The organism is Metasolibacillus fluoroglycofenilyticus (genome assembly GCF_003049645.1).
In the GTDB taxonomy this organism is placed as follows: domain Bacteria; phylum Bacillota; class Bacilli; order Bacillales_A; family Planococcaceae; genus Metasolibacillus; species Metasolibacillus fluoroglycofenilyticus.
Genome location: NZ_PYWK01000001.1, coordinates 1,053,282 through 1,072,953, shown reverse-complemented (window position 1 = coordinate 1,072,953; position 19,672 = coordinate 1,053,282). Strand labels below are relative to the sequence as shown.

At 39.1% G+C, this 19,672-nt stretch carries 19 protein-coding genes and 1 riboswitch; of the genes, 3 read left to right on the top strand and 16 right to left on the bottom strand.

Annotated elements, in window-relative coordinates:
- Window positions 1-2 precede the first annotated feature (2 nt).
- The gene (locus C9J36_RS04805; protein ID WP_107942385.1) at window positions 3-1,058 is read left to right on the top strand and encodes an LLM class flavin-dependent oxidoreductase; all 1,056 of its coding nucleotides are present in this window, start codon (window positions 3-5) and stop codon (window positions 1,056-1,058) included.
- A gap of 339 nt (window positions 1,059-1,397) precedes the next feature.
- Here the strand turns inward: C9J36_RS04805 and C9J36_RS04800 are convergent, their stop codons facing one another.
- Both C9J36_RS04800 and C9J36_RS04795 read right to left on the bottom strand, forming a co-directional pair.
- A complete protein-coding gene (locus tag C9J36_RS04800; RefSeq protein ID WP_107942384.1) occupies window positions 1,398-2,258 on the bottom strand; it encodes a YitT family protein in 861 nt (286 codons plus the stop codon).
- A 115-nt stretch (window positions 2,259-2,373) separates the two neighbouring features.
- On the bottom strand, window positions 2,374-3,108 hold the full coding sequence (locus C9J36_RS04795; protein WP_107942383.1) for a polysaccharide deacetylase family protein: 735 nt from the start codon (window positions 3,106-3,108) through the stop codon (window positions 2,374-2,376).
- Between the two features lie 358 nt (window positions 3,109-3,466).
- Here C9J36_RS04795 and C9J36_RS04790 point away from each other — a divergent pair, with 358 nt between their 5' ends.
- Entirely contained in the window at window positions 3,467-4,240 is a 774-nt protein-coding gene (locus C9J36_RS04790) for a glucosaminidase domain-containing protein (RefSeq protein ID WP_066170981.1), read from the top strand.
- Window positions 4,241-4,504: 264 nt separating this feature from the next.
- Here the strand turns inward: C9J36_RS04790 and C9J36_RS04785 are convergent, their stop codons facing one another.
- The 8 genes from C9J36_RS04785 to C9J36_RS04745 all read right to left on the bottom strand — a co-directional run bounded on the left by C9J36_RS04785 (window position 4,505) and on the right by C9J36_RS04745 (window position 11,155).
- Complete coding sequence (locus C9J36_RS04785) at window positions 4,505-5,287, bottom strand: ABC transporter permease (protein WP_107942382.1); 783 nt, start codon at window positions 5,285-5,287, stop codon at window positions 4,505-4,507.
- Window positions 5,288-5,549: 262 nt separating this feature from the next.
- The gene (locus tag C9J36_RS04775) at window positions 5,550-6,443 is read right to left on the bottom strand and encodes an ABC transporter ATP-binding protein (protein WP_107942380.1); all 894 of its coding nucleotides are present in this window, start codon (window positions 6,441-6,443) and stop codon (window positions 5,550-5,552) included.
- Window positions 6,440-6,640 carry a PLDc N-terminal domain-containing protein gene (locus C9J36_RS04770; protein ID WP_066170990.1) on the bottom strand — a complete coding sequence of 67 codons (201 nt, stop codon included), beginning with the start codon at window positions 6,638-6,640 and terminating at the stop codon, window positions 6,440-6,442. The genes C9J36_RS04775 and C9J36_RS04770 overlap by 4 nt, the downstream gene beginning before the upstream one ends.
- Window positions 6,637-7,758 carry a helix-turn-helix domain-containing protein gene (locus C9J36_RS04765; protein ID WP_066170993.1) on the bottom strand — a complete coding sequence of 374 codons (1,122 nt, stop codon included), beginning with the start codon at window positions 7,756-7,758 and terminating at the stop codon, window positions 6,637-6,639. Before C9J36_RS04765 ends, C9J36_RS04770 begins: the two co-directional genes overlap by 4 nt.
- A 91-nt stretch (window positions 7,759-7,849) precedes the next feature.
- The gene (locus C9J36_RS04760; protein WP_153061589.1) at window positions 7,850-8,164 is read right to left on the bottom strand and encodes a YhjD family protein; all 315 of its coding nucleotides are present in this window, start codon (window positions 8,162-8,164) and stop codon (window positions 7,850-7,852) included.
- Window positions 8,165-8,171: 7 nt separating this feature from the next.
- Window positions 8,172-8,522: a YolD-like family protein gene (locus tag C9J36_RS04755; protein ID WP_107942379.1), complete on the bottom strand. Its 351-nt coding sequence runs from the start codon at window positions 8,520-8,522 to the stop codon at window positions 8,172-8,174.
- A 74-nt stretch (window positions 8,523-8,596) separates the two neighbouring features.
- The gene (locus tag C9J36_RS04750) at window positions 8,597-9,850 is read right to left on the bottom strand and encodes a Y-family DNA polymerase (RefSeq protein WP_107942378.1); all 1,254 of its coding nucleotides are present in this window, start codon (window positions 9,848-9,850) and stop codon (window positions 8,597-8,599) included.
- A 114-nt stretch (window positions 9,851-9,964) separates the two neighbouring features.
- Window positions 9,965-11,155 (bottom strand): MFS transporter, encoded by a 1,191-nt coding sequence (locus C9J36_RS04745; RefSeq protein WP_107942377.1) that lies wholly within the window; start codon window positions 11,153-11,155, stop codon window positions 9,965-9,967.
- Window positions 11,156-11,247: 92 nt separating this feature from the next.
- Here C9J36_RS04745 and C9J36_RS04740 point away from each other — a divergent pair, with 92 nt between their 5' ends.
- Window positions 11,248-12,915 carry an ABC transporter substrate-binding protein gene (locus C9J36_RS04740; RefSeq protein ID WP_066171006.1) on the top strand — a complete coding sequence of 556 codons (1,668 nt, stop codon included), beginning with the start codon at window positions 11,248-11,250 and terminating at the stop codon, window positions 12,913-12,915.
- 212 nt (window positions 12,916-13,127) lie between these two features.
- Here C9J36_RS04740 and C9J36_RS04735 read toward each other — a convergent pair whose 3' ends face one another.
- The 6 genes from C9J36_RS04735 to C9J36_RS04710 form a co-directional block, all read right to left on the bottom strand.
- Window positions 13,128-13,577, bottom strand: a complete 450-nt coding sequence (locus C9J36_RS04735; protein ID WP_107942376.1) for a GNAT family N-acetyltransferase — start codon at window positions 13,575-13,577, stop codon at window positions 13,128-13,130.
- Window positions 13,578-13,630: 53 nt separating this feature from the next.
- On the bottom strand, window positions 13,631-14,215 hold the full coding sequence (locus C9J36_RS04730) for an ECF transporter S component (protein ID WP_066171012.1): 585 nt from the start codon (window positions 14,213-14,215) through the stop codon (window positions 13,631-13,633).
- Between the two features lie 258 nt (window positions 14,216-14,473).
- Window positions 14,474-14,650, bottom strand: a riboswitch (FMN riboswitch).
- Window positions 14,651-15,113: 463 nt separating this feature from the next.
- A complete protein-coding gene (locus tag C9J36_RS04725; protein ID WP_107942375.1) occupies window positions 15,114-16,331 on the bottom strand; it encodes a hypothetical protein in 1,218 nt (405 codons plus the stop codon).
- Window positions 16,331-16,858: an RNA polymerase sigma factor SigX gene (locus C9J36_RS04720; RefSeq protein ID WP_066171019.1), complete on the bottom strand. Its 528-nt coding sequence runs from the start codon at window positions 16,856-16,858 to the stop codon at window positions 16,331-16,333. The genes C9J36_RS04725 and C9J36_RS04720 overlap by 1 nt, the downstream gene beginning before the upstream one ends.
- Window positions 16,859-17,023: 165 nt before the next feature.
- Window positions 17,024-18,796 carry an ATP-binding protein gene (locus C9J36_RS04715; protein WP_066171022.1) on the bottom strand — a complete coding sequence of 591 codons (1,773 nt, stop codon included), beginning with the start codon at window positions 18,794-18,796 and terminating at the stop codon, window positions 17,024-17,026.
- Complete coding sequence (locus tag C9J36_RS04710) at window positions 18,789-19,505, bottom strand: response regulator transcription factor (protein ID WP_066171025.1); 717 nt, start codon at window positions 19,503-19,505, stop codon at window positions 18,789-18,791. The genes C9J36_RS04715 and C9J36_RS04710 overlap by 8 nt, the downstream gene beginning before the upstream one ends.
- Between the last annotated feature and the right edge of the window lie 167 nt (window positions 19,506-19,672).

Here is a 19,672-nt window from a genome sequence, read left to right as displayed (position 1 = left end):
TTATGCAAAATTACCGCATCGACCCAACTAAAGGGATAGAATTTGGACTTTATTCTCTAGGTGACCATATGGCTAACCCATTAACTGGAGAGCGCATTTCAGCACAGCAGCGTATTCAAGAATTAATCGAAGCGAGTACACTAGCAGAACAGGCTGGTATTGACGTATTTGCTGTTGGTGAAAGTCATCAAACACATTTTACCTCACAGGCACATACGGTTATTTTAGGAGCAATCGCACAGGCTACAAAGCATATTAAAATCGCGAGCTCTGCTACTGTTTTAAGTGTAGCTGACCCTGTACGTGTATACGAAGATTTTGCAACAATTGACTTAATCTCAAATGGGCGTGCTGAAATTGTCGCAGGGCGTGGCTCTCGCGTTGGCGCTTATGAGCTATTCGGCTATGACTTAGCTTATTACGAGGATTTATTCGAAGAAAAACTAGAACTATTAATGAAACTTAACGAAAAAGAAAAAATTACATGGGAAGGACAATTCCGTCCACCTTTAATTAATGCGGTGATTTATCCACAGCCAAAGGAAGGCTCATTGCCGATTTGGCGGGCAGTTGGTGGTCCGCCAGCAAGCGCAATTAAAGCGGGACATATGGGTGTGCCAATGATGCTCACAACATTAGGCGGACCAGCTGCAAACTTTAAAGTTTCCGTCGATGCATATCGTGACGCTGCAACTGAAAGCGGCTTCGACCCAGCCAACCTACCAATCGCAACAACAAGCTTATTTTATGTGGCAGAAACAACACAACAAGCAATCGACGAAATGTATCCGCATTTACACAGCGGCTTTCTAGCGATTCGGGGTAGTGGCTATCCTCGCCACCAAGTTGAGCTTGGTAGCAATACAAAGGATGCTCTCATGGTCGGCAGCCCACAGCAAATTATTGAAAAAATGCTCTACCAGTATGAATTATTCGGTCAACAACGCTTCATGGCACAAATTGACTTCGGCGGTGTTCCTTTCAATCAAATAATGAAAAATATCGAATTAATTGGGGACGAAATTATTCCTGCGATTAAAAAGTACACAAAGCAATAACAAAACTTTGCTGAAACATCACCGTAGGGTCGTCTGAAAAGCCATTTTGCGATGAGGATAGTGACAAATAAAGTAGAAGCAGATGTTTTTAGCGAATATTTTATCTAGAAACAAAGGGCTGGAGTTGTCCGAAAGGTCCATTTTGTTTTAGCACCGCATTGAAATCAATGCTTTCATCGCTTCATTTTTACTGAAGGATAACGCTGCTAAAGCCAATGTTCATCACATTTTTAAAAGAGGCGTTCTCTGCTTATAGGAATCAACATTTTGCGAAACATCACCGCTACTGTCCAAAATGCCGGCTATGCACGGCTTTTTGGACAGCCCCAGCCCCTATTTTTAGTGAATATTTCTCTTCTTAAAGCTACCGCCGCGCACTTCGGCTACGTCTGTAATAACAATGAAGGCATTCGGGTCATGTTCTTTGACAATTGTTAAAACTTTACTTTCCTCCATTCGAGTAATGATACAATGAATCAACTCTACTGGTTCATTTGAAAATCCACCAGTACCTGACGTGTATGTGATACCACGTCCTAGTCGGTCTTGAAGTGCTTGTCCAATATTTCGTGCATTTTTACTAATAATTTGTACTGACTTTGAGCTTTCAAGCCCTACTTGAATCACATCAATAACAATTTTTGCAATATAGTATGTAGCTGCAGAGTATAATGCACTTTCCAAGCCATAAATAAAGCTTGCGCCTGTAAAAATAAAGGCATTAATAAATAAAATAACATCCCCTACCGAAAAAGGTATATTACGTGATATAAGTACAGCAAGTACCTCCGAGCCATCTAGTGCGCCACCATTACGTAAGACGATACCAATTCCAACACCGAGCAAAACCCCTCCTGATAATACGATAAGCAAAGGGTCTTTTTCACCTAAAATAGGCGCCATGCCAGACATTAATACTGCTGAAATCGATAAAGTTACAATCCCAATCGAGCTAAGTATCGCAAAAGTTTTCCCTACTTGCTTGTAGCCTAAATATATAAAAGGTAAATTTAAGACGAACAGTAAAACACCTAGTGGAACACCAAAAAGATAGTTCCCCATAATGCCGACACCTGTTACGCCACCATCAATCACCGCATTTGGAATTAATACTGCCTCTAGCCCATAAGCAGCAATCGCTGCTCCAATAATAATGAATATTGCACGGCGAATAAATTCACCTTTCGTACCTATGTCCATCCATAAACCAACTCCTCTTTCATTTTTACTTTTCTATTATTACGCAATTTGGTTATTGAGAAAAGTAAAAACGCCCCACATTAAAAATTTCTTTTGTCCATGTGGGGCTTCCTTTTTATTTTTGAATAGTAGATTGCTGTATTGCTAATAATTCTGAAATCGTTACAAATGTATAGCCTTGCTCCTGTAGTTTTGGTAAAACCTGCCTCAACGCCTCAACCGTTTGCTCGCGATTGCCTCCTCCATCATGAAATAGGATGACATCACCTTCTTTGGCACTATTCACTATACGAACGATTTTTTCTACTCCTGGCTCCTTCCAATCCTCCGTATCCAAATGCCATGACCACATCACAACTTTATAACCTGAATCTGCAATGGCATCAATCATCGCATCCGTATACTGCCCACCAACAGGACGGAATAGCTTAGGTCTGTTCCCCGTAATTTGATACAGAAGTTCCGAAGTTTGTTCGATTTCTTTCAGTAACTTAGGTACTGTCGTCTTTAAAGGATGCGTATACGTATGATTGGCAATTTCGTGTCCATCTGTGTCTATACGCTCTATAAGCTCGGGATTTTTCTTGGCATTTTCACCAATAATAAAAAATGTAGCCTTCGCCTTATGCAATGCAAGCAAATCTAAAATCTCAGATGTATATTCTTTATGGGGACCATCATCAAATGTAAGCGCCAAAACTTTTTGATCTGTATGAATATCCCAAACAACTTGCCCCGCTTCTTCATAATATTGCCTACTGCGATTAGCGGCCGCCTCTTCCTTTGTTGTTAAAAAACTAATGATAGCCAGCAAAAGCACTAGTGATATGAATACGTATATTTTTTTCAACACGTCACATCCTATATAATATTTTATTAATAGTATTTGTAGGATGCGACAAAAAAATGCCCTTATTTTTAAAGCACTATGTAGTATTTTTTAGCAAGTGGATACGACAGATTTATCAAGCTATTTGGTAAAAGTTCACTGAGGTGCGAGACTTCTGTACCTATATCTGTCGCCTTGCTATCGGTACAAATCAGATTTGTCGCTACGCTTTCGGTATAAAAACATACGCTTCTGCGATTACTCGTCGCAAATAAATATACTGAAAGAAGTTAAAAATTTCCCTCCTCCCTTTTTTGCATGATAAAGTTTATCATGCTAAACTTTTAATAGTAATAAAAAAGAGAGGGCGCTCGTACGTATGAAACTATTAAAAAGACTATTATTCACGCTTGGCATTGTTATTATGCTATTTGTGCTTGGAATATATGCATTACTTACTATTTTTTCTTCTAATCAATATGAACAGTCCATTCCTAAGACAATCGAAGAGGATTTAAGCGTTGAGCAGTTTATTGGCACAATTGGAGAGACTGCACGTAAGCTAGCTGCTGAAAATGATTTATATGCATCCGTTATGCTTGCACAGGCAATTTTAGAAAGTAATAAAGGACAAAGTGGGCTTGCTACTGAGCCGAATTACAATTTATTTGGTATTAAGGGCAAATATAAAAATAACTCTGTAACGTTGGAAACACAAGAGGACGATGGAAATGGTAATCTAACAACGATTTTAGATGAATTTCGGAAATACCCCTCCTATGAGGCTTCCTTGCGAGATTATGCTAATTTATTACGCAATGGTGTGTCATGGGATAAAGCATTCTATCACGCTACCTTTAAAAGTAATACTTCCTCTTATCGTGATGTGACAAGCTATTTAACAGGTACTTATGCTACAGATACAAATTATGAACAGAAGTTAAATCAATTAATTGAACAATATGACCTCACTCAATATGATTATCCAATTGAAAATAAAACAACAGTCACTGTATCAGCAGATGATTCTTTAAACAGTATTGCAGAAAGCTATAATGTGAGCATCACATCGCTGAAACAGTGGAATAAGCTCCAATCAAGCTCTTTACAGGAAGGGCAAACATTGATGATTTATGAAACGCCTATCCAATAATAAAAGTTATCTAAAAAAGCGGGCTCCAGCGGTTGTCACAATAAAGTGAAACTTCAATCAGTGGATGCTTTTCTCCACGGATTGTTAGTTAAACCAATCGGGCTTTTACGGGCAATTGTTCTCTCACTTATCCTTTAGCATATTTTCACTCAAGCCTTAAAGTGGTCGCCTTACTGCCCGTTAATGCGGGATAAATGGTCACTATTTTCGTCGTGAAGGCGTGTCTCAAAATATTTTTTCAGACACGCCCTCTCAGACATTTCTTCATACCTTTGTTAAACGCCAGTTACGCTTTGTTGCTAAAATGCCGAGTCCACTAAAACTAATAATTGCAATTACTGTAAAGAGCAATGCCATTTGAAAATCAGCCATAATAATTGTGTCAGTCACAAAGCTTAACCCATGGTTCACTAGTTTCCAAGGTGTCCAAGTCCAAAATCCTCCAATTGCCGAGTCAACAAATAGACCGACTGGTATAAGTATAATAGCAATTGCTGCTGCCACACCTGTTTGAAATGCTGCGCTCATTGCAATTGTAATGGCCATTACAAGCACTAACCAGACACAATAGGTTAATAGCATTTTTACAAAATCATCAACGGCAACCGAGCCGAATAAAATGACTGTATAATACATACTTGCCAAATAGCCTAGTACTGCACTTACTATACTAACGATGGAAGCCATCATCCATTTACTCATAAAAATAACTGCTGCTGAAATTGGGCGAACATATAATAATGTCGCGGTTCCATTATGGCGCTCCCGACTTACAGAGCCAATAAATGCACTAATTAAAACAAGTAGCCCAATCAATTGATATTGTCCCGTTGTTGATAATAAAATATCAGCCGCAGTCAACTCAGGAAAAAGCATTTCAAAGCCTTCCGGCATATTGCCAACTGCTGCTAAAATATCTTCAATATAATAATTAGTTAATGGCTCTGTAACACCTAAAAATATAAAAACGAGTGGTATCCATAAAAATTTAAAGCTACGCCAGCTTTCTAAAAACTCTTTTTTCAGCAATACCGAAAATTGTGTCATTGCTACGCCACCTTTCTCATCAATTATGCCTCTACCGACACTTTCAGCAAGCTCTTTGCAACAGTCGTCGAGGACTCTATTTTTATCCCACAGTAAAGGGCAGTAACCCCCTTACATCATGACTTCAGTGATAATCAGCTTCAGGATAGATGGGAATTCAACTGCCCGTAAAAGCTCGATTGGTTCAACTAACATTCAGTGGAAAAAGCGCCTACTGATTGAAGTTTCACTTTATAGTCAGTTAACTATTCGATACTTGTTGTTACGACTTTGGGGTATCCGACATTTGCTGAATCAAAATAAAAATTTCATCTAAGCTTGCTGTCACACGCTCCACTTTAACAATCTCTAATTGTTCTGTAGCCAATAATTGTAGTACTTGCTGTATCGGCTGCTGTATTGGTAAATAAACAGAAAGACCATCAAGCTGTCCAGCGTAACGCACTGCGAAATTCGCAGCCTCCTGCTCCCGTACAAATTGTATATGATATCTTGGGTCAGCATACTTTTGCTGGATTGATACTAATGAACCTTGCTCTACTAACTGTCCATTTTTCATAAATAGCACCTGATCCGTCATTTTTTCGGCATCATGCAAAATATGCGTTGAGTATAAAATCGTTGTCTGCTGCTGCAATTCTTTTAATAAATTCATTATTTCCTGTCGTCCAATAGGGTCCAGCGCTGATACAGGCTCATCTAATAGCAACAGCTTTGGCTCGTGAATAATTGCCTGGGCAATACCGAGACGCTGCTTCATTCCCCCAGAAAAAGTTGCTGTTTTTTTATGTAGTGCATCACCTAATCCTACATACTCTAGCATTTTGATACTTTTCTCTCGCAAGCCCCTTGCAGGCACGCCACTCAATTTTCCAACCATTTCTACATATTCTAAAGCCGATAGCCAAGGATAAAATTGTGGATACTGTGGTAGAAAGCCGACGCTCCCCCGTATATCCTGTACTCCTTGCATCGTAACCGTACCGCTCGTTTGCTGTAACAACCCTACAATCATTGACATCGTCGTCGTTTTCCCTGCACCATTTGGACCGATAAGTGCTGTGGCGGTTAGCGGTTCTAATTCAAAGCTTACGCCGTCCACCACATTTTTCCCCACAAAGTTTTTTGTCAATTGCTCAACTTGTAATAATGTCATGCCTGTCGTCTCCCAACAATGAAATAAGCAATGGAACCTAATATACCACTAATTAAAATAAGTATTAGCCATATCCATTTCGGTCCATTAGTTGCATAAATACGCTTTAAATCAATCAATGCAACAATCATTAAAATGAACTGCACGACTAAAATTGGCGCTACTAATGCCCAAGGTATTTGTTGAAGCTCACTCACACAATCTCCTCCTCAATTTGTAAATATTGCGCTACTCTATATAGCATCTTTTGTAATCTTACATGCTGCACAACACTTGCAAAAACAGGCTGCTTTGTAATACTTGCGAGTAAATCACGCTTAATGGACTGCTCATCGCGTGGCGCTTGTGCACCGAGATGAATATTGTTGGCAATCCAATTATCTAGCAGGTAAAAATAGCTATCTCCACGTAGCTCGATTGGAAATTTAATATTTAAGCATATTTGACAATACTTCTCTAACATTTCGATTGCCTGTTGCTCACGCTGCTGCTGTATATAACCTGCCGCCGCCTGTAAATAAAAGACAAGCCCAGCATTCATATTTAATCTTTGAATTGTAAATAACTGCAACATTGCCTCAACTCGTTGAACAGTTTCATCAAAATGACTTGGATTCTCTACTTCATATTGCAATAAATTTGTAGCACTGCTAATTGTGCCAAGCATATGCTGATACATGCTCACCTGCAATATTTCCTTTGCCTTCTCTTGATTGCCACGCATCGATAGTGCCATAGCAATAAGATGCTCCGAGCCATATTGCATACGCGCCTCTTCACCTAAAATTTCTAGCACTTGCTCAAATTGCCCCTGCTCCAGTTTGACATAGGCTAACAGCATCTCTGCTTCATAAATAACCTTCACATCACTACAATGCTCCATAATGCGCTGACATAGCTCATCTACTCGCTGTAAAATTGCTACAGAATCATCTGCCTGCTTATAATAATTCAAATATAGCTGTGCCATTTGTAGAAGAAAAGGAAAACACGCATAATATTCCGCAAGCAATTCCTCCATCTCTTGTTGTACTTCAGCAAAGCTATGCTTGTTAAATTTTTCGGCTAATGTCGCATACACTTTTCGCATATGTGCCTTTGTCATTTGTGGTTCATAGCCTAACAATGCATCAATCGTCATATTAAAATAAGTTGCGAGCTTCGGCAACAATGTAATATCTGGATAGCTCTGCCCCTTTTCCCATTTCGATACTGCTGCCTTTGACACACCTACATACTGTGCCACCTGCTCCTGTGTCACGCCTAATTCTTTTCGTTTCGTAGCTAGCTTTATAGCAAATTGAAAATGCTCCATCCTCCCGCCTCCTTACTTTCATTATAAAAAACCCTCGCCCAATTACCTAGCGAGAGTTTGTTTATTTTCGTAGAACAAGTCAACCGTTAGTTTACTCAAAATAAAGTAAAATCAACCGCTCTACCTCTTTTTTTAATGTTTGATTGGCATAGCGTATTGTTAAATCCTCACCTGATGTTGCCAGTATCACATCACAAAAATATTCATTTACTTTCACAAGTTGCACAAAGCGTATGCCTTGTTTCTTCAATAATTGCTTATGTGTCTCGTATTCTAAGCGCAATTTTTTGACGAGTTTCTCCATAATATGTGTATAAAATCTATGCATTTTTAATGTAGACAGCAGTGAAAAATCATACTGTAATGTGCGCATTGTCAGCTCTAAAATAATAAACTTATGGACCAACTGACGCTCATTGCAGTGAATCATCATACTCATCCATTAATTGTGCTGAATAAAGTGAGGAAATAGCAATTCGCTTCGTTTGCGTAGATGTTGTAACAACTAGCTCCTGCATTTCCTGCTGGTGCGCTGTAATAACACCGATGACTTCATGAAAAGACGACCCTTGCCATAAAATAAGGCAAATTATTGCCTTTGTTTGAAGAGCGTATTGCACAGTTTGTTGCAAATGCTCTAACTCCCATTCCGCACGTTCTAAAGGATACTCTTTCATCTGCTCCTTATCTAAATTGCGCAGCATTTCCATATGCTCGCTCAGCATCATGGCAGACCATTTTTTATTCCCTCGGTCACGCAACATCACGTTCACTCCTTTATCCTATATTAACAACCTGATGAATTAAGCCTCGGCATAATTGAATTTAACAATTTACTTTATTTTAAATGTCCACCGACAAGTTGCTCACGCTGCATGGCTGTGCCACTTGTCGTAAATGATACAGCTCGCAGTAATGAGGTAGCGCCAAAACGCTCACGAATCGCATCCATGGTATAGCCAAGCATTTGCCGTTGCTCTTTTTGCTCATCAAACAAATCGAGCTGAATACTGCCATGAGGCTGTAAATTAGATAAACGTACAGAAAGCTGACGCACAGGCTGTTCTGCAAAATGAATGTTAAATAGCTCTTTACAAGTTTCATACATTTTCATTGTTTCATTCGTCGGCTCAATCATTGTTTTAGAGCGATAAAAGTTTTTTTCCAGCGCCGAGCGGCTATAAGAAACGCCAAGCGAAACAGTTGCTCCAATATAGCCAGCCATCCTTGCTCTTTTTGCGATATCCTCGCACATCTCCAGTAAAACAATTAAAACCTCCTCATGCGTATGGTAGTCACGCATAAGCATTTGCCCTTTGCCAAAGCTCATCGGCTCCTTCGTATCTGGCTCCTCAAATGTCGATAAATCAATGCCCCACGCATGATAATACAATTGGTTTCCTATAATGCCAAACTCATCTTCAAGCATTTTAAGATTCGCATGTGCTAAATCATAAACACTAAAAATCCCTTTTTTATTTAGAGCATACTCCATACGTCGTCCAATCCCCCACATTTCCGATAGTGGAGCAATGGGCCAAAGCTTTTGTGGCACGTCCTTATAAGTCCATTTCGCAAAGCCTGTTGCTTTCGCCTCTAAATCGAGCGCTAGTTTTGCCATTAACATATTTGGACCCATGCCAACAGAGGACGGAATACCAAATTGATTGTATATTGCTTGCCGAATCGTCATCGCTGTTTCTTCTGGTGCACCCCACAGCTTCTCAGTACCTGTTAAATCAATAAAGCTTTCATCGACACTGTACACATGAATGGCTTCACGCGGAACAAATTGCATGATTAACTTCGTAATTTCTATCGACATTTGTAAAAAGAAATCCATTTTCGGCTCAAATAGCTTAATGCTCGGATGATTTGGTATGTCATAACGTCTATTGCCCGTTTTAATATGGAAATGCTGCTTCATCGGTGGTGAGGCAGCGAGTACAATGCTGCCTGCTTGATGAAGATTTCCAACAATCGCAATCGGCTCCTGTTCCACATCAAGCCCTTCCAACATTGCGATACAGCTTGCATAAAAGCATTTCATATCGATACAGACAATTACGCGGTCTGGACAATTAGCATACAAATTAACCACTCCTCCAAAGAACGTTTGTTCTTATTTTACGAACATTCGTTTGTTTTTACAAGTGGTATATATAGGAAATAGGATTGTCAGAGCATATACCCGACAATCCTAAAATTACTGTATTGTACTGAATTGCTGTTTTGTCAGCACAATATAAATAGCAAAGACGATACAAGCTGAAAGAAGGAAAATATACGGAATTGGTAGCGTCTCCGCCCATACTCCTCCAATAAATAAACCAGCAGGTAGTGCAAGCTTCATAAACATAGAGGATGTGCCTGCAACACGTCCCAATAAATGATTCGGTGTTGATTCTTGACGAATGGCTAAATAAATAATATTGATAATGATTGTTGTACATGTACGAATAGCCAATAACATACCAAGCTGCCACCAGGTTGTCGCAAAAAAGAATAACAGCAGCACGAAACTATCGATTAAATAAATTGTCGTAAAAATTTTGCCGCGCGTCCATTTTCTGCGTAGAGGCTGAATAAATTTAGCACCTATAAGACCTCCTATAGCAGCAATTGAATACATAAATCCAAGCTGCTCCTTCGTTTCCTGTAGCACATCAACTACGTAAAAAACTTGCACCCCAATGACAAAGCTCGTCGCTAAATTGCTAAATAAAATAGCTATCGTCGGATAAAATAATGTTTTATTACCGAATAGCTCGATAAATCCCTCTTTCATATCGGCTAAAATAGATTGCTTATGCGCTCTTTCCGGTGTTGGTGTCGCGTCTAATAAAAAAACACTCAACCAAATAACAACTAACGAGAATGCATAAACAATAAATAAATAATCATAGGCAATAAAAACGAGCAACATCCCTGCAATTGCTGGACCTACTATTGAAAACAGCGTATTAATAAACGAAAATTTAGCCTGAATTTCAGTCATCAACGACTTCTCAAAGAGCTGTGGCACAATCGCATGTTGCGCATTCCCAAATGTATAGCTAACAGTTGCCATGAAAAAACCTAAAATATACATATGCCAAAGCTGCACGGTATCTAACAAAATAATGACAGTTAACAATGTCGCAAGCACCGCTTTAATAAAACCTGTATATTTAAGCATCCTATTGCGATTTATACGGTCAACAAGCACCCCTGCAAGCATGCCTAGCAAAATATTCGGTAAAAAATCAATCATACGCATCGTACTCATTGCCAGTGCCGATTTTGTTAAATCATATATAAAAAGTGGCAAAATAAAATTATAAAGCTGGTAGCCTATCGTTGATGCGATTGTCCCTATGTACAACAATAAAAAATTACGATTATGATATAAATTCATCTAAGCACCTCCTGCAATTTAGTGTAAAATAAAAATAGAGGAACAAAAAGTGAGCACTTTATTTTTATTGTTCACCTTTTAAAGGAGGAGCTATGTTTCAATACATTTTAAAACTATATGGGCGTTTTGAAGTCGGACAAAGTAGCACAACATCTATTGCAGAGTTAGCGCAAATATGGAGCTGCTCTGCACGCTATGCGAAGGTGCTTATAAAAAAATGTGAGGAACGTGGATGGCTAAAATGGCATACTACACAAGGTCGTGGGAAAAAGCCTACAGTGCTTTTACAGCTAACAAAGCTAGAAGCTATTTATTTAGCATTCGACCATTATTGGGAGCAGCAACAATTTAAAGAGGCCTATGCACTATTACAAGAGCACGATGTAATTTCACATCCACAAGTAGAAAATTGGCTACAGCAACGTTACGGCTTTTCAAATGAGGAGGAACGCGATGTTTTTCGCTATCCTTATCCAAATATTCAGCTTCATTATGACCCGTTAAACGGCAACTCTCGGCACGATATGCATTTTTACAATCAAATACATGAGCCTTTATTTGTTTATTGTATAGAAACAGAGCGTGTGCAACCTAATTTAGTCTACGGCTATCACACAAGCGACGCAAAAAAATGGACTTTTACATTGCGTAAAAATATTTACTTTCACAATGGAACAAAGCTCACAAGCGAGGATGTCATTGCTTCCTTAAAGCGCGCTTGTATGAGAAAACTATTACCAGAGGCGCGATTGACTGTGACAAGCCCATATCATTTTACAATAGAGCTTGCACAGCCAACAATGCTATTCCCTCGTATACTATGTAGTTATCGCTTTTCTATTATACCTGTAAAATGGATTGAAGAAGGTGCAAAAGGCATCCCGCCTGGTTGCGGTGCATTTTATATCGCTGAGAAAAATGAGCAACATATGCGACTCTCCGTATTTCCGAAATATTTTAAGCAGCGACCATGGATTGATGATGTGGATATTCTTTTTACAGAAAACATTCAACAGTTTGGCATCAGTGCACTTCCTTTTGCTGCACATATAGCACAACAAAAAATCGTTTTTCAAGAGCAGGGAGCCGATTTTATTATATTCAATGCGGCACGTGGGCCATTGCAGGATGAAAAGTATCGACGTGCATTATTTGAGGCAATTGATGCGGCAAGCTACTGCTTAACAGAAGAAGGTGAAATAATAGCCACTAGCTTTTTAACGACAAATAACAGACAACAGCAATCACCGCTTCCGCTACCGACACTTGATTTTCCTTATTTACGTATCGGTGTACAGCAAATTCGGCCACATGCCAACCATTTGCGGGAAGCACAAATTTTAAGCTCATTTTTAACAGCCCATCACATCCCACACGAATTAACACTTATGCCTTTCCATGCATCGGCAGACTATTGTGTACAGCATTACGATATTTTTGTTGGTGGTATTGCAATTGGGGATGACAAGCTACTTGGCTGGTTATATGGATTAGACAGCGAGCGCTCTCCTATTAGTGCTTTTTCTAGCAATGCGGAAGTGCAAGCATTGCTCCAGCAAGCAACTATGTGCCAAGATGACAGCCAAGCAATGAATCTGTTATATAAAATAGAAGAACACTTAATTAACACCTTTACGCTAAAATTTTTAGCACATCGCCAACACGTATTTTATATAAGAAAAGACCGTCCATTTTACAATATTCAATTCGATACACATGGCAAAATTGACTATCGCAAAATTTATCAAAAACAAATGTAGTGTCGCAATAACGAGCTTTGCCTCTTTTTGTGTATAGAGTATCGAAAATAGCCTATAAATAATCCGATGACAGCCTCCCGCTATATAATTAAATATAGCGGGAGGCTGTCATCAAATATTTTAATTATTGTGGCTACCGTCATCGCTCAAAGTCCAAGCCATACGACTAGATAAACGGAAAATGAAAACACCTCTAGACAGCTTGTTCAAACTTAAAGTACAATTTCTAACCGCATCATGTCTACACATTGAATTCCGTTTTCAAAAATCGGCTCATCATAATGCTGGATAAAGAAATCGCGATCTACGCCAACTATGCGAAAGCCACATTTTTGATAAAGCGCAAGCTGGTTAATGCTAGAATTACCTGTGCCTAGCTGAATTGTCTTATATTGTGCCATTTTTGCACTTTCAATCGCATGTAGCACAAGCTGCTTACCTATTCCCTGCCCTTGCCATTGTTCATCTACTGCTACATTGACAAGCTCTACGGTATGTGGTCTTGTTGGTAGCAACACATAAACACCAACTATTTGTCCATCACGCTCTGCCACATAACAGTATCCACGTTTTATATAATCAATTACAATTTCTTCTGATGGATCCGCTAATAAAAGCAAGTCCATCGGTAGTTGTTCATTTGCTGTGAGCATTCGAATCATTTTTATTCACTTCCTTATAAAAAGCCGAGCTTATAGAGCAGCTCGGCTTGTGATTATTTTAATGATAAATAGGTGGACTGCTGCTTGTCAATCCATGTTTTCATCGTGCGGAATAGGAGCAGCGCAACAGTTAATATAATAATCCCTTTAATAATATTGAACGGTAAAATACCAAGTACAATTGTCTCATACATATCAAATGAGCCCCAGCCTAAGAAATAAGTATACATTGGTAAAAACACAAAATAGTTCAGTATACTCATACCAATAGACATCACAAACGTTCCTACTGCTAAACCTACTGCTAAGCCAGGAATCGTCTTGAATTTTTTATAAAAATAATAAGTTGGCAAAATGAATAAAATACCTGTTACAAAATTCGCCATATGTCCTACTGGAACACCTGTTGGGGCTCCTTTAAACAGCCAATCTAAAATATTTTTAATCAATTCTACTACAATACCAGCAACTGGTCCCATTGTAATCGCTGCAATCAACGCTGGTACATCGCTAAAATCAATTTTTAGAAATACTGGAAACCACGGCAGTGGAAAATCGAGCATCATTAATAAAAATGAGATGCTACTTAGCATTGCGATTGTTACAGTTGAACGTAACTTCAAGTTTTGCTTACGCATAAAAAATCTCTCCTCTTTGCTGATTCACTCTTGCAAGAAGAAAGGACAGTCCTATGCCATTCACGAAAAAACCCTTATACAATAAATTGTATAAGGGAGAAATAGGCAAGTTTAAAAAAGTCGTATTACTAATTTCGACCATGCTTAAAAAGCATGCTGCCAAAGCGTTTTTGTCATAAATTTCCGCATTTAAACAAGCCTATATTACCAGACTTTTTTAAAGCAAAATACGACATTTCCGAGAAATGACGACTGCGCCTTCACCTTCTCCCATCCAGACTATACTGTCGGCTTTGGAATCTCACCAAATCCTGCACCGCAAAAGCGGGCTCGCGGGCTTATGAAATACGAAAGCAATGACCTCCAAGTGAATGGTCGGAGATTGCAATTTCAATTACCGCCGGTCGGGAATTACACCCTGCCCCGAAGATGAATCAATATTAAATTTGTTGTTACACCCTCTATTATAAAAGAAACTTTTTAAAAGTAAACCCTTTTGCTTGGAATTCTTTTTATACATACCCTTATCGTTAGAAAAATCTGCGACATCCGCCGCAAATCTAACCAACACGATGTTAGTCACTCCGTCGTTATTTTAATATGGTCTTTTCTTAGACCGAGTTTCAATAATTCAGCAGGTGTTTGGACACCTGCTGAAAGAAGTTAAAAAGATTGAAATAGCCTTTTATAAAGTGAAACTTCAATCAGTAGGGTTTTCCCACAGATTGTTAGTTGAACCAGTCGGGCTTTTACGGGCAGTTGACCTCCCACTTATCCTTCAGCCGATTTTTCACTTAAGTCTGGAAGTCGGCGGTTTACTGCCCGTTAATGCGGGATAAATAGTGAACACTTCATCAAAAGCAAGAAGGTGCCTGAAAGCGGCGTATTCGCATGCTATTCAGGTACCTTCTATTATATCGAGTGGTAATTCATTTGGCGCTACAGGGATTGGCTGTGGCTTTGTAAAATCAAAGGTATCCCATGCTGCTTGTATAATATTTTCAAAAACGACTTGTTGATGGAATGCGGCAGCTGTTAGCATAATAGCTTCTAGCATTTGCTTTGCTCGCCTATAATCTAGCACCTCTAAGTCCAATGGCTCTTCAAATTTTACATGGACATTATCTGTGACAGTTACGGTAAAGTTAATCCCCTCAATAATAGCGGATTCATACTGCTCTGTGCTGAATCCAACCATGCCGTAAATCGCCTCGTCTACATGTTCATATATCGCATGAGGCTGCTGTACATAATATTTTTTCCCTTGTTGTGTAAATAAATAATAGCTATAGTTTTGATTTAAAGGCACTGTTGCTGTTTCTATATTATCAGCATGGGCATTTTGCTCCAAAAGCACTTCCTCGTATTGAGGAAATGTTTCTCTTAATGTTTTGATGCTTTTTTTAGTTGAATAGTCCTCTTGATTTTCAAGTGCAATTATCAGCTCTTGTCCGCTTTCAGTAATTTCCCCTTCAATCGGATGAGTGTCCTCAAATCCGTACGCCTCTTCATCGAGCTTTGGTGCATATAAATTATACATATCAACTTGTGTAGGCTCCTCTGTACCAAAATCCTCAACAAGTTTTTCTTTAGGAATAATAATTGCAGATGGGATACTTACATCCTCGTCCCCTGCCAGACTAACAGTAAATACTTCCCCTTCACCTACTGCATCATCATAAATAGCAGTGGAATCAATCGGAGTCATTGCACGTGCTTCGGACATATCCTCCGTTGTTGAAAAAGTAGTTGCTGCCTCTTCCTTAGCTGTCTCCTTTGCAGCATCAGCTTCACTGGTATGATTGTCAACATTTGCACGATCGCTAGCGTAATTTTCCATCTCCTGTAGCGCAACATCGCTTCCCTTGTCAGTTTCTTCTCCAGTCATCGTTAAAAACATAGGAATACCAATTGCACACGTAACAGCAGCTGCTGCTACAAAGCTTGTAATACGTTTATATGAACGACGCACAGTTTTTTGAACTGGCTGCTGCTCTTCAAAAGCACCTGCAGCTTGGAGTTTTGCAAAAACATCCTCTTTGGAACGGTGGTCTTGGATTTTTGGTGCCTGCATCAAAAGCTTTTCGATATTTTCTTCATCCCATTTCGTCTTCATCACGAATTTACCTCCTTTCCATCCTGCTCTAAAATACCCCGCAATGTTTTAATTGCGCGATGCTGTGTCGTTTTCACTTTGCTCTCCGTCCAGCTTAAAATTTCAGCCGTCTCTCCAATCGACAAATCTTGAAAATAACGCATAACGATGACCATCTTTTGATCACCAGTGCATAGCTCTAATGCCTCTAGTAGCTGACGCATATCCTCACTCATTTCTAAAAATTGCTCTGGTGTACGAGCTGGAGAAACGAGCTGTTCACTTTCCCATTCAAAGGCATCAAACGTATGCCTTTCTCGCACATTATTTTTGCGAAAATAGTCGATAGCAACATTTTTAGCGATAGAAAAGAGCCATGTTTTTTCCGAGCTTTTTCCTTCAAATTTGTCATAAGCTCTCAACACACGAATATATACTTCCTGTGAAAGATCCTCTGCTATAGATCTGTTTTTCACTAAATAGATTAGGAATTGGAATACATCTTGGTGATATTCATCATATAATCGATGGAAAATGGACTCTTTCATCCATTCCACCTCCATCCTCATAAAATTAGTCGTACATCCAGTAAAAAAGTTTCATTTTATATATTGGGAATTTCTTCTTATTTTAAACTTTAAAAATTCATAGTTCACCTTCTTAAATAGATAAAGGGTGTGGGAAAATCCGATTTCCCACACCCTCTTATTCTATTACAATGGCAAATAAAAAGTAAATGCAGTTCCTTCTTTTTCAACGCTTGTTACCGCAATATTTCCATTATGTGCCTCAACGATATTGCGGGCAATGGCTAAACCTAGCCCTGTACCGCCTTTGGAGCGTGTTCGCGCTTTATCTGCTTTATAAAAACGCTCAAAGACATATGGTAAATCATCTTTTGGAATACCAATTCCTGTATCTCGCACTTCGATTTTTGCATAGGATTTTTCATAAGTTGCGGACACTGTTACAGCACCATCAACAGGTGTATGACGCAGTGCATTGTCAACCAAGTTTGTCAACACTTGCTCAATGCGGTCTTCGTCAATATTAATCACTACATCCTCTTCGATATTCGTGATGAAGCGCAAATCTACATGCTTTTCCTTTGCTACTTGCGCGAATTTTTGCGTCATGCGCTCAAGCACAGGTACAAGTGGAATGAGATTTTTATATAAGCGCATATGTCCTGATTCCATTCGTGCTAAATCAAGTAAATCTGTGACAAGTCGTCCCATTCGCTGTGATTCATCATAAATAATTTTAATCATTTCATTGCGCTCATCTTCATCGATAACTACGCCATCTAAAATAGCTTCAGAATAGCCTTGTAGCATTGCAATGGGTGTACGCAATTCATGTGAAACATTGGCAATAAAATCAGAGCGTAGCTTTTCTAAACGATGCTGCTCTGTTTGGTCGCGAATAACAGCTACTGCACCACGCACAAGCTCCCCACTATAAAGCGGGCTAATGGCAATGCTATAGTAGGAGCCATCCATTTCAATTTCTTCTTCAATTTTATCCTCAAAATCGAGCACATGGTCCAGCATATGATAAATTTCAGCAGGAATAGGCTTTGTGCTTTGTGCCCCTTTCGCAACAAACCATTTTTGCAAAAGTCGCTCTGCTGGCGGGTTGCTAACTAAAATCGTCCTGTCACGATTAAACGTAATTACAGCATCTGTCATCGATGTTAAAATACTCGATAGCTGCTCTTTTTCTTGGTTAATTACTTCTAAATGATGCTTCAACTGACGCCCCATTTGGTTGAAAGCAACAGCTAACTGTCCAATTTCATCATTTTGTGTTGTCGGCACTTGTGAATCGAAGCGGCCTTTTGCAATTTCAAAGGCATACTCACGCATCTTTCTTAAAGGATAAGTAATACGACTTGATAAGAAAAAGGCAAAAAACGTCGTTAAGACAAAAGCAATAAGCGCTGAAATAAAGACAATTTTTGTCGTTTCCTTACTTGTTTCATGCATCGCATCTGGATTTTGATAAATAAACACTGCACCATGTAAAGCCGCATCACCCTTTAATGGAAACGCGAGTACAACGTATGTTTCCATCTTATCTTCATTCTTTTGTGATGGTAAAATCATTTCCTGCAAAATTGGCTGGCTACTTGCATAAATATTTTCGAACGCTTTATCCTGTAAAATTTGCGCTTGTATACCCTCTTGATTAATTCCTTCTTGAATGGCATAAACAGCACCATCAGGATTTTCTACAATGAGCGCATTTGTCCCCTCGTGTAATACACTGCGAATAATTTCATAGGGTGAATTATCTGTTAAATCACCATCAACAATGTTCGCAATTGTCGAGGCAGTTTGGCGCAATGTCTCTTCGGCCCTGGCACTATGATAATTTTCTAAAAACTCCAGCATGAACACCGTGAAGATAAATAATACAAAGGAAACGAGAAGCAATATGGTTCCCCACAGCTTCCCGACAATACTATTCCATATTCTATTCATTCACAACCTCAAATTTATAGCCTACGCCCCAAACCGTTACAATCATTTTCGCTGCGCTTTCAGACACGCGATTTAACTTTTCACGTAAACGCTTTACATGCGTATCTACAGTACGTAAATCACCAAAGAAGTCGTAATGCCATACTTCTTTCAATAATTGCTCACGGTCAAATACTTTATCAGGTGATTTAGCTAGAAAATAAAGAAGTTCATATTCCTTCGGCGTCAAATTTACTTCTACACCGTCTGCAGTAACACGATGGGCATCATGGTCAATCGTTAGATGTGGAAATACAACTAAATCTTTGGAAGTCGAGCCATTTGAAACAGGTGCAAATGCTGCTGAACGTCGTAAAATAGCTTTTAAGCGTAGCACCACTTCGCGCGGGCTAAATGGTTTCACGATATAATCGTCAGCGCCAAGCTCAAAGCCTTGTACACGGTTTGCTTCCTCACCTTTTGCTGTCAGTAAAATAATTGGTGTTGTTTTCTTTTCACGAATTTCTTCACATACTTGTAGACCATCTTTTTCAGGCATCATGATATCTAAAAGAATGCAATGGTAATCATGTTCAAATGCCTTTGTAACTGCCTCTTCCCCATTTTCAGCCTCATCTACAATATATCCTTCACGCTCTAAGTACATTTTTAATAGACGGCGAATACGATCTTCATCATCTACTACTAATACAGAAATATTTTCAGACACTGGTGTATCCCCTTTCCTACTTTCTACATCTTCTATTGTAACGTTTCAACACCAAATTGAAAAGGAAAGGAATGTCCTAATACGACATAATATCACATATTTAGCGAAACGCTTTATGATTATTTTTTCTGGTGATACTTCAGAAATAGCGAGTTGGTTAGCTTTTC